Annotated in this window: 15 protein-coding genes; all 15 read right to left on the bottom strand. The window is 50.8% G+C overall.

What is annotated here, in order from left to right:
• Positions 1–5: 5 nt before the first annotated feature.
• Positions 6–1199: a GTP-binding protein gene (locus JNC77_RS08440; RefSeq protein WP_374831419.1), complete on the bottom strand. Its 1194-nt coding sequence runs from the start codon at positions 1197–1199 to the stop codon at positions 6–8.
• A 108-nt stretch (positions 1200–1307) separates the two neighbouring features.
• Complete coding sequence (gene aztD, locus JNC77_RS08435; protein WP_374831417.1) at positions 1308–2546, bottom strand: zinc metallochaperone AztD; 1239 nt, start codon at positions 2544–2546, stop codon at positions 1308–1310.
• A 292-nt stretch (positions 2547–2838) separates the two neighbouring features.
• Positions 2839–4476 (bottom strand): acyl-CoA synthetase, encoded by a 1638-nt coding sequence (locus JNC77_RS08430; protein WP_374831415.1) that lies wholly within the window; start codon positions 4474–4476, stop codon positions 2839–2841.
• Positions 4477–4546: 70 nt separating this feature from the next.
• Positions 4547–5542: an MDR family oxidoreductase gene (locus tag JNC77_RS08425; RefSeq protein ID WP_374831413.1), complete on the bottom strand. Its 996-nt coding sequence runs from the start codon at positions 5540–5542 to the stop codon at positions 4547–4549.
• A gap of 30 nt (positions 5543–5572) precedes the next feature.
• The gene (locus JNC77_RS08420) at positions 5573–6151 is read right to left on the bottom strand and encodes a peroxidase-related enzyme (RefSeq protein ID WP_374831411.1); all 579 of its coding nucleotides are present in this window, start codon (positions 6149–6151) and stop codon (positions 5573–5575) included.
• Positions 6152–6336: 185 nt separating this feature from the next.
• Positions 6337–7341, bottom strand: coding sequence for a TRAP transporter substrate-binding protein (locus JNC77_RS08415; protein WP_374831409.1), 1005 nt, complete (start codon positions 7339–7341; stop codon positions 6337–6339).
• 27 nt (positions 7342–7368) lie between these two features.
• Positions 7369–8805: an NAD-dependent succinate-semialdehyde dehydrogenase gene (locus tag JNC77_RS08410; protein WP_374831407.1), complete on the bottom strand. Its 1437-nt coding sequence runs from the start codon at positions 8803–8805 to the stop codon at positions 7369–7371.
• Positions 8806–8847: 42 nt separating this feature from the next.
• Positions 8848–10398, bottom strand: coding sequence for an acetolactate synthase large subunit (locus JNC77_RS08405; protein ID WP_374831511.1), 1551 nt, complete (start codon positions 10396–10398; stop codon positions 8848–8850).
• Between the two features lie 100 nt (positions 10399–10498).
• On the bottom strand, positions 10499–11761 hold the full coding sequence (locus tag JNC77_RS08400) for a TRAP transporter large permease (RefSeq protein ID WP_374831405.1): 1263 nt from the start codon (positions 11759–11761) through the stop codon (positions 10499–10501).
• The gene (locus JNC77_RS08395; protein ID WP_374831403.1) at positions 11758–12309 is read right to left on the bottom strand and encodes a TRAP transporter small permease; all 552 of its coding nucleotides are present in this window, start codon (positions 12307–12309) and stop codon (positions 11758–11760) included. Before JNC77_RS08395 ends, JNC77_RS08400 begins: the two co-directional genes overlap by 4 nt.
• Before the next feature lie 53 nt (positions 12310–12362).
• Entirely contained in the window at positions 12363–13022 is a 660-nt protein-coding gene (locus JNC77_RS08390) for an L-fuculose-phosphate aldolase (protein ID WP_374831401.1), read from the bottom strand.
• 57 nt (positions 13023–13079) lie between these two features.
• On the bottom strand, positions 13080–14303 hold the full coding sequence (locus tag JNC77_RS08385) for a CaiB/BaiF CoA transferase family protein (RefSeq protein ID WP_374831399.1): 1224 nt from the start codon (positions 14301–14303) through the stop codon (positions 13080–13082).
• A gap of 44 nt (positions 14304–14347) precedes the next feature.
• Complete coding sequence (locus JNC77_RS08380) at positions 14348–15094, bottom strand: CoA-transferase (RefSeq protein ID WP_374831397.1); 747 nt, start codon at positions 15092–15094, stop codon at positions 14348–14350.
• Positions 15091–15909, bottom strand: coding sequence for a CoA transferase subunit A (locus tag JNC77_RS08375; protein ID WP_374831395.1), 819 nt, complete (start codon positions 15907–15909; stop codon positions 15091–15093). The genes JNC77_RS08380 and JNC77_RS08375 overlap by 4 nt, the downstream gene beginning before the upstream one ends.
• A 4-nt stretch (positions 15910–15913) precedes the next feature.
• Entirely contained in the window at positions 15914–16948 is a 1035-nt protein-coding gene (locus JNC77_RS08370) for a s-methyl-5-thioribose-1-phosphate isomerase (RefSeq protein WP_374831393.1), read from the bottom strand.
• Positions 16949–17060: the final 112 nt, after the last annotated feature.

Below are 17060 nucleotides of genomic sequence, written 5' to 3'. Positions count from 1 at the left end.
CAGGATCAGTTCCAGCTACCAAACGGATCAGGCAGATCACGCCACAAGTCTGGTGTGAAACTGTCTGTTTCCAACAGGCAAGCATCCAATTCGGCACAAATTTGAGCCTCTTCCATAGGATCAGTACCGATAAAGACAATTTCCTGCCGCCTGTCGCCCCAAACAGGATGTAAATATGGCTGCATCAATTGCTCAAATTGCGGATCATCCGGCCAGCGCTCGCGCGGGACACTTGCCCACCAAAGCCCCAATTTTGTTGTGCGTACCAAGGCACCCGCCTGACTGATTTCACCCACCCGGTTTGGCCGGGTCGCCAACCAAAAAAACCCTTTGGCACGCACCACACCTGCCCACGGCCGGTTGATGAAAGCCTGAAACCTCACCGGATCAAAGGGCCGCTTGGCACGATAAACAAAAGAGCGGATGCCATATTCTTCTGTTTCAGGAATATGATCTTTAAAGCCATGCAGCTCTTTAAACCATAATGGGTTTTGCTCGGCTTTGGCAAAATCAAACAGGCCGGTACCCAGCACATCTTTGACCGCCACACGGCCAAAATCCGTCTCGATAATACGTGCATCCGCATTGAGCGAGATGATAATTTTACGCGCGGCATCCAATTGCTGTGGTGATGCAAGACCGGCTTTATTGAGCACAATCACATTGGCAAATTCGATCTGCTCCACCAGCAAGTCAACGAGTGTGCGCTCATCTCCCTCTCCCGCCGTTTCGCCACGATCACTTAAAAAATCGGCAGAGCTATAATCTTTCAATAAATTGGCCGCGTCCACCACCGTCACCATCGTGTCGAGTTCTGCCACATCAGAAAGGCTAAAACCATTTTCATCACGAAAATCAAACGTGGCCGCGACAGGCAGAGGCTCGGCAATGCCGGTGGATTCAATCAGCAGATAATCAAATCGGTTTTGCTCCGCCAATCCGCGCACTTCGGTCAAAAGATCATCGCGCAAGGTGCAGCAAATGCAACCATTGGTCATTTCCACCAATTGTTCCTGCGTACGGGAAAGATTGGCCTCACCATTGCGTACAAGGGAAGCATCAATATTCACCTCACTCATATCATTGACGATCAGTGCAATACGGATGCCTTCTCTGTTGGCTAAAATATGATTAAGCAAAGTGGTTTTTCCAGCTCCTAAAAAGCCGGAAAGCACAGTTACGGGTAATTTTTTGACCATTTCAAATCTTCAATCTGTCAAAGATATTAAGCCCCCGATAAACGGGGGCCAATCGGCTGCTCTCAACATAAAATCAGATATGATGAGCGCAGGCTATAAATCGTCATATCAATGCGATGCGCCGGAACCGCCCACTGCCACGATAGAAAAGGGCATGCCTGCCACGGCAATAGTGCGCGTTTCTTTCAAGCTTTCCGGATCAACCACCCGCACCAAGGAATGACGCGGATCGGTGATGGCAATTTCACCATCGGCCACTGCCAGACGCGGACGCGGATCGCGCCAATGACCATCTTTACTGTATGGCTCAGTTACTTTGGCGGAGCGGGCAATCTCACCCTTCAACACATCCATCACATGAAGATTGCCATCTTCGGTCAGAATATAAGCATTTTTCGGATTGGCGGGATCAAGGATAAAATCCACACGGCGCGTTGGCAGTTCCACCAAACGATAAGGATTTGCATCTTCCGGATCAATCAGCACCAATTTGTCTTCGCCGTAATTGCCGAGGAAAAATTGCATGCTCTTGCCACCCAGCAATGTGCCGGTATAGCCTTCCGGAAAGTCTTTCGGATAGGTCAGCATCTGTAATTTCGGTGCATCCGAGCCATTTGGCTTGGCAATCAGCACACCTTCTTTACAGCCAAAAGCGGCCAGACGGGCAGATATGGCTTCACCATGCAAATCGGTGCATGTTTCCACGCCGCCAACCTGTTGGTTATTTTCATCCAAGATACGTAAACCCACACGTGGCGGCAAGGCATCCGGCTTGGTTTCAATTTCCGTATTTGGCACCGACATTAAAACATGGCGTCCCATTGTTACTGCCACGCCGTGATGGGGTTTCAATGTATCCAGTTCCCGCACATCCGCTTTGTCTTCCAGCAATGCGGCTTCATTGATGATCTCGGCTTTGCCGCCACGATCATAAAACAAAATCGCATGATCACCATGCGGAACCACATGGAACGGGCGCTTGCCTTCAAATGTCACGCCCGACAATCTGACATCGGAAACATCGAGATCGCGATGGTCGCCATGATCGGAAAATTTAATGCCGGATTGAATGACATTGACGAAATCATCGTCGGATTGAGTGCCATAAATAATCTGCCCTGAAGCACTTGCCGTCAGGCTGGCAGGGCCTTTGGTTTCAAAACTACCAAGCTCTTTACCAGTGCTGAAATCAATCGCACGGACAACCGGCTTAGTATGATCAGCAATGAACAAACGCCATGCTTCATTACTGTCATGGCTCTCATGTGCGAGCGCATGGGGCGCTGCAAAAACAAAAACGGATGCAGCTGCTGCCAGCAGATGTTTGCGGATAAGGGGCACGCCCATATGCGGGTTCTCCATAATTAACTGTCACTGGCCATCAATGACCAAAATTTAAAATCGATACGTGCTAACATTACATATTGAGCGATAAAAGGAGCCTCCAGACACGATCTCTCAATCGCACAGGCATTATGAAATGCCTGTGCGCTCATCTGCACATAATGTTATTACGTTACATTCAACAACGTTACAATATTACATCGTGCTTTGTTGTCAAGGCAGAATTGCACCCACAAAACTGAAAAAGCTTGAGCATAAAAGCTCGGGCTTCAAATCAATCTACAATTGGTTTCGTTTATTTCTGTGCAATAAAAGAGCGTAGCTGGAATTTTTGAATTTTTCCGGTCGAAGTTTTGGGAATTTCCATAAAGAAAATCTCTTTGGGCCGTTTGAACGGTGCCAGCAATTCTGCCATATGGCTCAAAAGCTCGGCCTCCGTCACGGTCACACCCGCCTTCAACTCGACAAAGGCCACCGGCACTTCGCCCCATTTCTCATGCGGTTTTGCCACCACGCCACAAAGGCTGATTGCGGGATGCTTATAAAGTGCCTCTTCTACTTCCACGGAAGAAATATTCTCGCCACCGGAGATAATAATATCTTTCGAGCGGTCTTTCAGCTGCACATAGCCGTCCTTATGCATCACGCCCAGATCACCGGTATGATACCAGCCGCCTTTGAAAGCTTCTTGGGTGGCTTTGGGGTTTTTCAAATAGCCCTTCATCACCACATTGCCGCGTAACATGATCTCGCCCAATGTTTCACCATCTGCGGGAACAACTTCCATCGTTTCCGGATCACGTACTGACAAAGCATCCAGCACCGGCGAGCGCACACCTTGGCGTGCTTTCAGGCTGGCACGTTCGGATGAGGTCAGATGGTCCCAATCTGCATGCCATTCATTGACAACACTTGGACCATAGGTTTCGGTCAGACCATAAATATGGGTGACGTTAAAGCCTGCTTCCGCCATACGCGTCAGCACGGTTTCGGGTGGTGGGGCAGCAGCCGTATTGAAAATAACCGTATGGTCGAAATTTGTGCGTTCCTCATCTTTGGCACTGATGAGAATGGACATCACCACCGGAGCGCCGCATAAATGCGTTACTTTATATTTGGCGATCGCTTCATAAATCACTTTTGCCCGCACCCAACGCAAACAAATATGTGTGCCTGCCTGCAAAGCTATCGTCCACGGAAACGACCAGCCATTGCAATGGAACATCGGCAATGTCCAGAGATAAACCGGATGGCGGGGCATATTGGTGTTGAGCGTATTGCCGAAACACATCAATGCTGCACCACGATGATGATAGACAACGCCTTTCGGGTCGCCGGTGGTGCCGGAACTGTAATTTAACGACAGCGCATCCCATTCATCATCCGGCTGCAACCAGATAAAATCCGGATCGCCTGCCCGGACAAAAGCCTCATAATCAAGCGTACCGATTTTAGCCCCTTTGGGCTGCGGCGCATCAGACGGATATTCACCATCATCATAGTCAATCACAATCGGCTTGGTCTTTGCCAAAGACAGCGCTTTAGCGGTGACATCGGCAAATTCACGGTCAACTATGAGAATTTTTGTTTCCGCATGATCAAGCTGAAAGGCAATGGAAGCGGCATCAAGTCTGGTATTGATTGCGTGCAGCACCGCCTTTGCCATTGGCACCCCATAATGTGCCTCAAGCATCGGCGGCGTGTTGGAGAGCATGACCGAAACCGTGTCGCCCTTGCCAAGCCCTTGATGATGCAAGGCAGCAGCTAACTGTTTGCAGCGTTTCCAAAAATCACGATAACTGTGTCTGGTATTGCCATGCACCACAGCGAGCTGATCCGGAAAGGTCATTGCCGCCCGTTCCAGATAGCCGATCGGGCTCAGCGGCTGATAATTGGCAGCACATCTATCCAAGTTCATTTCAAACGCGTTCATTCATACTCTCCCCTGGGCCCTCCCCAGGCCCGCACAAGCCATGCTCGGGCATCATATTGATGATTATAAACTAACCATCAATTTTGATCACCACACGTCCTTGCGTTTTTCCGGCCAAAATATCATCAGCCAAACGCGGTAAGGCAGACATCGGCTCAACCGTTGTCATATCAGCCAAGAGCTTATGATCGAGACTTTCCGCCAACAGTTTCCAAGCGCGTTCGCGCTTATTGGTGGGAGCCATCACGGAATCCACGCCCAAAAGCGCGACATTGCGCAAGATATGCGGCAGAACCGTTGCCGGTAAATCCGCGCCACCTGCAAGCCCGCAAGCAGCAACGCCGCCGCCATAAACAGTCTGTGCCAGCACATTGGCAAGAGTTGTGGAGCCAACAGAATCCACCGCACCGCCCCAACGCTCTTTCTGCAACGGACCTGCTTTTTCTGATAGAGACGCGCGGTCAACAAAAGAAGAAGCGCCAAGTTTGCTCAAATAATCATGAGTTTCAGGGCGCCCTGTTGAAGCGGTAACATTATAGCCACGGGCTGCCAGAAGTGCGACCGATACCGAGCCCACGCCACCGGCGGCACCGGTAACCAGTACTTCGCGACCTTGTCTTTCAATCATGCCCCAATCTTCCAGCGCATTGACGCAAAGGGCCGCGGTATAACCGGCGGTGCCGATTGCCATCGCCTGTTCCGGTGTGAAAGCATCCGGCAGACGGGTCAGATGTTCCGGTTTGATGCGCTGAAACTTAGAATAACCGCCCCATTCGGTTTCCGACAGACCCCAGCCATTGACCACCACACGATCACCGGCTTTCCACAGGTCGGAGCGGCTTTCCACCACGGTTCCGGCCAGATCAATACCACCAACCATAGGCAGACGACGTGCAATGCGTCCCTTGCCGGAAATTGCCAAACCATCCTTATAATTGAGGCTGGAATGAGAAATTTCCACCAGCACATCGTGATCGGGCAGGTCGTTAAGGCTCAATGTTTTGATGTGAGCACGAGGCTTGCCATCAACATCCTCAATGACCATCGCATTGAATGAATTTGTCATATCGTACTCTTCCGTCTTGATGTTACAGGCTTATTTCTGGACACGGCCAAGCATGTAAAATTCGTCATTCGGGCGCATGCTGGTGACATTGGCAATGCGGTTTGACATACCGAAAAACGCAGTAATCGCGGTGATGTCCCAGATATCTTCTTCCGTGAAGCCATGTGATTTCAAAACATCGAAATCATCTTCACCAACTTCATAAGCACGTGCCGACACTTTTGATGCAAATTCGAGCATCGCTTTTTGGCGCGGTGTAATATCGGCTTTGCGGAAATTAAGCGCAACCTGATCGGCGATCAGCGGATTTTTAGCGCGGATACGCAAAATTGCACCATGCGCAACCACGCAATATTGGCACTGATTGACGGTGCTGGTGGCAACCACAATCATCTCACGTTCGGCAATGGTAAGATTGCCCGGTTTTTCCATTAAAGCATCATGATAGGCCATGAAAGCTCTGAATTCATCAGGGCGGTGCGCCAGCACTAAAAACACATTTGGAATAAAGCCGGATTTATCGCTTACATCTTTGATGCGGGCAGCAATATCTTCCGGCAGATCTTTTAAATCAGGCACAGGAAAGCGGCTGATAGGCTTATCAGTCATAACAGGCTCCATTCATAGCACTCTTATAGGCTTAAACAATCAGCTTTTGCGGGTGATAACCCCACCCGCAAAACTGGGGTTTATCTTGACGCATGTCTTTGTCCCATCGAAGCAGGAACAGAAATCAATCCAGTGAACTGATTTCCCTGCGCAGACGGTATCCACTTTTGGAAGACATGCTCTATTCACTTATTCTTCTCGGCATATTGGCGTTTGCCTTCCTGTACCGCTTCATAAAGCGTAGTGGCGGCAGCAGGCAGGTCTTTCAGAAGATCGGAATGCGTGTCGCCAACCTTGTCAGCCCAGACTTTTTGCTGTTCTTCGGTCAGCGGCACATATTTACCGCCATCCGCTTCAAACTTGCTGACTTGCGCTTTTTCATCATCATCCTGACGTTGGCGCATTTCATCGGTTGAAGGCATCGAGCTTTTCAACAGCGCCTGAATTTCAGCAGGCAAGCTGTCATAAAACCGCTTGTTGACGAAAAAAATCTGCTCATGATGATATTGATGGGTCTCTGTATAGGTTTTGGCAAACTGCGCCGCAGGGGTGGTGACATAGAATGTAAATGGCAAATCGCCGCCTTCAACCATGCCCTGTTCCAAACCGGTGAAGAAATCCGGCAATGAAAGCTGAACACCGTTTACACCAACATTTTGCCAAAAGGCACGAGCAGATGCGGCTGGCGGAATGCGGAAACGCTGCCCTGCTATATCATCCGGTGTCGAGCAAGTGCTTTTACAAAACATATGCGACCAACCAGCATCACCAAGGCCAATAACAACGAGCCCGTTTTCCTCAAAGATTTTTTCCAAAGCCGGACGCACGACATTGTCGGTTGCCCAACGGCGCTGTGCATCATTATCCCACAGATAAGGTAACGACAGAACCGCCGCCGGAGGAATGGAAACTGCAGAACCGGCAAGACCGGTGGTACCGATTTCCAGACGCCCACGGATAACCTGCTGGGTCATTTCCTGATCATTGGCAACCAACTGATATTTAATCTGATATTCTTCACCGGCTTTTTCGTTGAAATTGGTGATGAATGTCTGGATGATCCCTTCCATCATCGAACCCGGACGCAGCGAGCCTGCAATGCGCATGCTCTCCGCAGCCTGGACGGTGCCGCTGAACGACACCGTGGCAGCAAGTGCCGAAAATACGGCCAGAGTTGTTAGTTTTTTCATTCAAGTCCCTCCCGAACTATGATGGTTTTATTCAAATTGCGTGATGAATTTGGTGTTCAGATAGCCGTCGAAAGCCTCCGTTCCGCCTTCGCTGCCATAGCCGCTGTCTTTAATGCCGCCGAATGGTGTTTCCGGCAGTGCAAGGCCTAAATGATTGATGGTCACCATGCCGCTTTCCAAACCATCCGACACTTGTGTCACTGTCTTGCTGGATTGGGTAAACACATAAGACGCCAGACCAAAAGGCAGGCTGTTGGCACGGCGCAGCACATCATCGGTATCATTAAACGATGTGACGGCTGCAATCGGCCCAAACGGCTCTTCGGTCATCAAACGTGAATCTTCCGGCGGGTTAAACACTACAGTCGGCGCATAAAAATGCCCGCGATTGCCGATACGCTCACCGCCGCACATAATCTTGGAACCATTGCCGCGTGCTTCTTGCACAAAACCGTCAATCGCTTCCAGTCGGCGCGCATTGACCAGTGGCCCCATCTGGCTGTCCACATCCAGACCATTACCGACTTTTACATTGGCAATATTGGCGCTGAAGCGTTCCAAAAACTGCTCCTGCACTTTTTCATGCACGTAAAAGCGTGTTGGCGAAACACAAACCTGACCGGCATTTCTGACCTTTGAAGCAGCCATAATATCGGCAGCGCGTTCCACATCCGCATCAGGGAAAATCAGCACCGGCGCATGGCCGCCAAGTTCCATCGTCGAGCGTTTCATATGGAGAGATGCTAATGAGGCCAGTTGCTTGCCAACCGGCACCGAACCGGTGAAACTGACTTTTGCGGTGATTGGCGAGGCAATCAGATAGCTGGAAATTTCGGATGGCACACCCCAGACCAGATTGAGACAGCCATCCGGCAGGCCTGCATCTTGCATGGCGCGCGCCAGTGCCACAACCGCACTTGGCGTTTCTTCAGGGCCTTTGAGAATAAGCGTACAGCCGGAACCAATCGCTGCCGCAATTTTGCGGATCGCCTGATTAGCCGGAAAGTTCCACGGGGTGAAGGCGACACAAACGCCGATCGGCTCACGCACAACAAGCTGACGCACATTTTCAGTTCTTGCCGGAATAACACGGCCATAAATGCGGCGGCCTTCTTCGGCATGCCAATCAAGCAAATCGGCACAAGCCATGATCTCGCCGCGCGCTTCCACAAACGGCTTGCCCTGATCAAGCGTCATGTTGCGGGCAATTTCATCCGCGCGTTCGCGGATCAGATCACCGGCACGGCGCATGATTTTGGAACGTTCCATCGGCGAGCTTTTCTTCCAGCTACGAAATGCTTTTTGTGCAGCCTCCAAGGCCGCATCCAGATCATCGCGGGTGGCATGCGGCAAACGGGCCAGCACCTGCTCATCGGCAGGGTTGAAAACATCTTCACCCTTGCGGCCTCCTTCTTCACCAATCCATCGGCCATTGATCAGAAGTTGCAGTTTTTCAGAATACATTTTCATCTCCACTCAATTTCAAGAGCATTTCCATGCAAAAAATCAGATAAAGGCTTCGATCAAGAACGGGCCTTTGCGCGAGCAAGCATAAGAAAACAGATCGGCAAATTCTTCAGCTGTGGTCGCACGTGCACCTTCCACTCCCATGCCTTTGCCAAGGCTCACCCAATCCAGTGTCGGGTTGACCAAATCCAGCATATGGGTGGCATTGCGTCCGGCAACCCCTGCTCCGACATTTTTCAATTCATGATGCAAGATCGCATAACGCTGATTGGCAAAAATAACGGTGACAATATCCAGCTCTTCACGCGCATGCGACCACAGTGCTTGTAGCGTATACATACCGCTGCCATCAGCCTGCAAAGCCACCACTTTACGATCTGGGCAGGCAATCGCCGCACCGGTTGCCAATGGCAGGCCGATACCAATCGCTCCACCGGTCAATTGCAGAAAATCATGCGCCGCAGATGAATGGGTGAAATTGAAAAAATCACGCCCAGAACTAATGGATTCATCCACCACAATGGCATTTTCCGGCATCAACGCCCCAATCACGGTGGCGATTTTGTTGGAGTTCAAATGGCCGGTCGGCAAGATTGCGGTTTCACGTTTGTTGAGCGTCACCGGTGCATTTACCGGAATGCCTAACTCATCAGCCAGCCATTGCAGCGCATGGATCAGATCACACCCATTGCTGGCATATGGAATAACCGTTGCTTCCGGTTTCAAAAATGTGCTCGGCTTGCCCGGATAGGCAAAAAACGCCACCGGTTCTTTCGCACCGATCAAGATCATCTGCTCAACATCGGCCAGATCTGCAGTTGCATCTTCGGCTCGATATTTGACGCGGTCAATCGCCACACGCCCTGCACCGCGCTGCATACGACCGTTGGATTGTTGGGCGAGAATGCGCGCACCTGTACTTCCAGCAATGCGGCCTGCAATGGCTAACCCTTCTTCGCGCAGCGCCATGCCCGAAAGCAGCAACATTGTGCGCTTGCCGTTGCGAATTGCAGTTGCTGCTTCACGCACGGCTTCTTCGCCCACTTGCTGGGGGGAACGTTTTTGTCTTGGCGTGATCTTCGTATTTTGCACTTCATTCCAAGCCGTATCGGCTGGCAGAATAAGTGTTGCAATTTGTCCCGGCTTGCTACTCGCCGCTTCAATCGCATCACTTGCATCATTAATCACATCATCGGCGGATTTGGTGGTGCGCAGCCATGCGGAAACAGGTTTGGCAATGCCTTCAATGTCGCTTGTCAGCGGTGCATCATATTGCAAATGATAGGTGGCATGATCGCCGACAATATTGACCATCGGCGTAAAAGCACGCCGCGCATTGTGCAAATTCGCAATACCATTGCCAAGGCCGGAGCCTAAATGAAGCAGTGTTGCCGCCGGCTTATCGGCCATGCGGGCATAGCCATCTGCTGCGCCGGTCACCACGCCTTCAAACAGGCCGAGAACACAGCGCATTTCCGGTTTACGGTCGAGAGCTGCCACAAAATGCATTTCCGATGTGCCCGGATTGGCAAAACAGACATCAATTTCATGCGCAAGCAATGTGTCGCAAAGGGCGTCAGCACCGTTCATTTTCATCTTATGTCCTAACTTACCAAGGCAGATATTTTTCTTGTTTGATGACATGCCGCAATATTTTCGCGGCATGTCTGATTGTTAAAATCCGTACCAATTAAGGGATAAACATGAACACGATTTGCGGCACGAAAGTGGTGATCAATAGCGGGATCAGCATCAAGAGCACGAATGGCCAAACCCCGCGCACAATGGTCGCAAAGCTTTCTTTAAAGACACTCATCGCCACGAAAAGGTTCATACCAACCGGCGGGGTGATATAGCCGATTTCAAGGTTGACGGTGGTGATCACACCCACATGCACAGGATCAAAACCTTGTGCTTCCATCAATGGCAGCAACAATGGCGACAAGATCAGGATAGCCGAACCCACATCCATGAAACAACCTGCAATGAGCAAGATGATGTTCATGGTGATACCGGCGGAAACCGGATTGGTAATCCACTGGCTAAGCCACTCGACCAGCATTTTCGGAATGCCTTCATAGTCGAGAATGGTGTTGAAACTACCGGCAATCGCCAGTAGCGGGAGCAAGGTTCCAAACAAGCGCACAGACTCGCCCAACATAGCGGAAAAGTCTTTCATAGTCAGATCACGATAGACCAGACCTTCAACCGCCAATGCGTATACGAGCGAAACAACAGCAGCTTCTGTTGCGGTGAAATAACCGGTATAAATACCGCCGAGCAACAAAATTGGCAGGAAAATTGCAGGGCCGCCACGACGCAAGGCCGTCAGCAAACGTCGGAACGAGAACTTTCCGCGTGCTTTGATCGGCGCCACAATCACACAATAAACCACGAAGAAAATTGTCATCAACAGACCCGGTCCGATGCCGCCCATGAACAATTTTACAATCGAAGTATCGGTGATAATGCCATAAAGCATCATCGGAATGGATGGCGGAATGAGAATGCCCAATGTGCCGCCCGAACACAAAAGCCCCAAGGCCAGGTATTTGGAATAGCCTTCACGCAGCAATGCCGGATACATGATCGAACCGATAGCTGCGAGCGTCACGATGGACGAACCGGAAATCGCTGCAAAAACCGCACAAGCCAGAATGGTTGCAACCGCCAGACCACCACGAATATTGGCGGTCAGTTCAATCATAATATCGATGAGGCGCTGTGCAATCACACCGCGGCTCATAATATTACCGGCCAAAATAAACATCGGAATTGGCAACAACACGTCACGGTCGACGGTGAACCACAAATCCTGAATGAAGAATTCAACGGAGGAATTGCGCGCCACAAACTGGTGAACACACATCACCGCAAAGGCCAGCACCAGCACCATCGGCTGACGCAACACTACAAGTGCGAGACTGCCCGCTGTAATCAGAAAACCGGTCATATATCACCCCCACCATCTCGTGGACGCAGAGCCGGAGACACAACAAACATCAGGAATTTGATCGCTGCAAAACCAAAGGCAAAAATCAGCACGCTCTGGATAGTCCAGATATTGACGGGTAGCGTCATGTCGCGCTCGCCGATGGAATAGGTACTGTAGATGAAGAGATAACTTGCATAAGCAAGGCCGAAGCACAAAAGACAGGACAGAAAATCGGCCAAACGGGCAGTAAAAGCATCGAATTTTTCCGGCACCAATTTGTCCAGCACTGTCGGGCGCAAATGGCCGCCATGCGAAACCACATAGGAAAAGCCCATGATACCGGCAACTGCCATGCAGTAAACGGCCACGCGCTGAGCACCAAAAACCCCTTGCCCCAGCACTTCGCGGCCGAAAATATCAACCACTAGCGCCACAGTGCCAAGGATAAAAAAGACGTAACAAACAATCGTCTCGATTTTGACAATCAGATTATACAAGCAACGCAATGCAGGAGAAACTGGCCTGCCCGCCTCGCTCATTGATGATAGATTTTCTGTTTTTTCCATCGCTCAATCTCAAATTTTTGCGGAAAAATATATTGACGTATATTGATCGCGGCTCACATTTTGCGTGGTTGTTGTCCGTAGTTACGGAATTTTTGCAAAACAGTAGTGATCTCTTCGTCGCTTAAAACCGGCGGTTCACCAAGCGGCAGGCAAAGCAGATATTGCGTTGCCAGTTCTTCTACTGTCACTGCCAATGCCAAAGCACGGGCAATCGAAACATGCCCCGCCAGCACACCATGATGTGCCATCAAGCAGGCACGGCGGTCTTCCATCGCGATAAGAAGTTCATCTGCCAAGTCTTGCGTACCAAAAGTGGCATAGCCGGAGCAGCGGATATCTTTGCCGCCAGCTGCTGCAATCATATAATGAATGGCCGGAATGGATTTTCCCATCACCGACAAAGCGGAGGCATGGGTGGAATGGGTGTGAACCAGAGCATTGAGATCGGCGCGCGCTTGTAAAACGTCGCGGTGAAAACGCCATTCGCTGCTGGGCAGAATGTCGCCTTCAAAATTCCCCTCCCAGTCCAGCTGCACAATATGTTCAGGTTTTAGCTGATCATAAGGAATACCGGTGGGCGAAATCAGCAAACCATTGCCATTGCGCACACTGATATTGCCTGACGTTCCCCGATTGATGCCGAGCTTGTTCATATTGCAACAAGCATCAATCAGTTCTTGTCTGAGTGCTCTCTCCTCCGGCGAAAATGACATTTTCGCTCTCCCTTTTGTGTCTGTATTTGAAACGCGCTTAAACTCTCGTGGCACGCCTCAGCTGATGATTTCGCGTGGCAAAACAGCTGCATAGTCCTCAATATCCAGCCCTGCTTGCGCCAGCAATTCATCCGTATGTTCGGCAAATGATGGTGGTTTCATCCGGTAGCTTGCCGGTGTGCGTGACAGTTTCACCGGACTGCCCGTGCCGCGATAATCTTCAATATCGACAATCATACCGCGTGCATGCGTGTGCGGATCATTGACCACTTCATCAATGCTGCGCACCGCTCCGCATGGCACGCCTGATGTCACCAAAGTTTCAGCAATCACCGCGCATTCGTGGGAGCCAAGTGCTGCTTCCAGTTCCACTTTCAGCGCATCACGATTTTTATTACGCTCGGCATTGTTTGCAAAACGTGGGTCATCCGCCACATGCGCAATATTTAAAATTTTGCATAAGTTCACGAATTGGCGATTATTGCCGACAGCCAAAAACAAAGCGCCGGTTTTGGTGGCATAAGTGTCGTAAGGCGAAATATTGGGATGCGCATTGCCAGAAGGCTTTGCCACTTTACCATTGAGATAAAAATTCGGCAGATGCGGATGCAGCAATGAAACGCCGCAATCATAAAGAGCGGCTTCAACAAACTGCCCTTTGCCGCTTGTGTTGCGCTCTTGCAGTGCCAGCAAAACGCCGATTGCAGCATTCAAGCCCGTCACCATATCCACCACCGGCAGACCAACACGCAAAGGTTCGCCGCCACTCTCGCCATTCACACTCATAATACCGCTGAGCGCCTGAATGGCCGCATCATAGCCCGGACGTCCGCCATAAGGGCCATCCGCTCCAAAGCCGGAAACACGGCAATGCACCAAACGCGGGAAGCGTTGAGTCAACATCTCCTGCCCGATGCCCCATTTTTCCAATGTGCCGGTTTTGAAATTTTCAACGAACACATCGGCGGTTTCAAGCATGTGCAGAAGCAGTTCGCGTCCCGCTTCTTGCGAAAAATCAACCGACATGCCTTTTTTGTTGCGGTTCAGCCCCAAAAAATAACTGGCTGCATCGCCCAAAAACGGAGGCCCCCAACCACGGGTTTCATCCCCCTGCGGTGGCTCGATTTTAATCACTTCCGCGCCATGATCGGCCAAAATTTGTGTGCAGTAAGGCGCACCCAAAACACGGCTGACATCAATCACACGCAAACCTGCCAACGCACCCTGCACCGGATTTTCATGTTGGCTTTGGCCTTGGCTTTGATTCTCCGAATTGGTCATTATGCCCCCTCACATTTCTTTAAAAAATCGCCGAACTGAAACTGCTACTGAAGATCAGCCGCCATCAGTTCTGCAAATTGCGGATAGGTTTCTGCCAGCTCCTCCAGCACCTCCCCGCGTAACAATTTCAAAGTCTCAGCATCCGGATCAGGCGTTGCGCCCAAATCATCGGCGATATCAAAGGTAAAACCGGTCGCGTCACGGATATCATCTAGTGTCTGCCCCGGATGAATGCTTTTCAGCACAAAGCGCGCTTTATCTTTGTCAAAATGAAACAAGGCACGGCTGGTCAACAGCGCATACGGCCCGCCATGACGCTCGACATTCGGTTCGGATGTTCCGGGCGCACTGATGAAATCCACTTTCTCTACCAGCACGCGCGGACTATGTTCCTCCCGAAACAAAATAACGCGCGGCACCTGAAAATAAAGAAAGCTGGAGCCGAAGGAACCTGGCCAGCGCACTTTGCTCTGCGGATAATCGCCCACACCCACCAGATTGATATTGCCTTGGCCGTCGATCTGTCCACCGCCTAAGAAAAACGCATCAATGCGCCCTTGTGCTGCACAATCAAACAGTTCCACACTACCATTGGTGAAGAAATTATGTTTGACAGAACCAAGGATGGAAATACGAACCGGCGCATTACCGGCGGTTTTTTCACGCGCTCGCAAGAGCATTGATGCTGCCGCCGGAATTGGCGATGAAGCTCCCACCGCTACATGGCGCACGCCTTGCAGCAATCCGGCAATGGTGACAATCAAGCGCTCACGATCTGTTACAGGTTTCATGAATATGTCTCCTGTATCCAAGCCGCACTTGCTAGATATTCAGCAAAGCCTTCTTGCGTTTGCGCAGCCTTGGCATATTTTGCGATTTCCTCACTGTCGGCAGGATATTCACCCCAGACACCATAAGGTGTGGCACCACCGGCCACATGAGCAATAGCATCCACATAGAGCGACGGCAAAACGCCTGCTGCCATTACTTCATCATCGAGCAGATTATCGTCTGTGATTTTTTCAACCGTAATCAGCGTGTGTTTGGCTGCATAAGCCATCGTCGCCAATTCACGCCGCCGCCCAATCCAGACATTGCCGAATTTGTCAGCCAATGGCGCATGAAACAGCGCATATTCCGGCTGAATGGCAGGGATCAGCACAATCGGATCATCTTCGCCGAAAGGATTGTCGATTAACTTCCAATCAGCGCGATTATTGAACACATCAGAACCGATAAGGCCACGGATCGGCAAAAACGGCACGCCTTTTTGCGCGGCGATCAATCCGGCATGAATGGCCGGACATGTGGCATCCACCAGCCTGATCGAGCCCTGCTTGACCGCGCGGTTGAAACAGGGCGCACCGCCTGCTTCACCAAGGCTGACCGCACTGGTTTCCACACAAGCAACCAAACCTGCACCTACCAGTATATCCACCTGCATGCCGCCGGTCGGCACACAGATAAGATGCAAACCACCGATCTTTTGGCGGATGATCTCGGCAGTTCCCGCCATCGAAACACCGGCATAATCCACTGGCACCGCCAGCTTCGTGCCTGACGGGATACGCGCAATCAGTTCTGACAGTTCGAGACGCTCTGTCATAGTTTTATCCCTCATCCGCGCTGTAAAAATCGGCGAGATCAAAAGCTGAAAAAATACCGCGACTGGTAACAACACCCGACACTAAATGCGGCGGCGTCACGTCAAAAGCCGGATACCAGCCTTTGGCCAATGGTGAAGCGGTGCGCTGACCTAGGCAATGCAAGCTTTCCTGCGGGTCGCGATCTTCCATCGGCACATCGGCAGCCGTTTTGGCGGATTTATCCGGTGTCTGCACCATCGCAAAATAGGGCAGACCAAAATGATTGGCCGAAAGCGCATGTTGCAAAGTACCAACCTTGTTGATGACATGGCCGGACATCGAAACACGGTCGGCAGCTGTCATCAAACGGCTGATTTTGCCAAGGCTCATCGCATGAGCCCCCATATTATCGGTGATGACAGTCACCTCGATGCCCATTTCGGCCAGACTATGCGCGGTCAAACGAGCGCCTTGCAAATAGGGCCGCGTTTCAGAGCAATAGAACTGAAATTTTTTACCCATCCGCAGCGCTGCCGCAGCGGTTTCAACAATGGTGGATTCTGCCCAGCAATGGGTCAAAACTGCATCACCATCTTCAATCACACGGCCACCATATTCGCCCAAATTGCGCGCAGTCTGACGTTTGGCCGCCCAAATTTCCTGCACCCGCGCTTCAAAAGCGCTTACGAACCGGTCGCCATCCAGCACCAATGCTTTTGCATCTTTCAAAAGCTGCGCAATGACATGGGCAATGTGATTGTTGGTGGCGCGGGTCGCAACCAAGCGCGCCCCGTCTTTTTGCATGGCGGCCAGACGCTCGTCAGCTGACTTCAATTTTGCAGCTTCACGCGCTGCCAATACCATACCAGCACTTGCTGCATAAAAAGGGCCGCCGCTCTGCGTCACCATTTCCTCAATGGCAACGGCAACATCTTCAACCGTCTTGCAGGTGACGAATGTTGTCTCAAAAGGAAAAACGCGCCGGTCAAGTATACGGACGCAATCCGGCTCAAGCAAAACGCTTTCGCGCATAATGGTAGGCATGGTGATCGTTTGCATAATTTCCTCCAAGCAGGCTCATATCTTTCCCGATATGTTATTTGCCTGCTTGAAAGATATTATCATATCAAAATTTAATAATTGCAATATCTAAATTTTTTTAAGTCGCTCA

The sequence above is a fragment of the Paenochrobactrum pullorum genome, from assembly GCF_041929845.1.
GTDB lineage: Bacteria > Pseudomonadota > Alphaproteobacteria > Rhizobiales > Rhizobiaceae > Paenochrobactrum > Paenochrobactrum pullorum.
The sequence above is the reverse complement of the archived record's forward strand: the minus strand, read 5'-3'. Positions and strand labels throughout refer to the sequence as shown.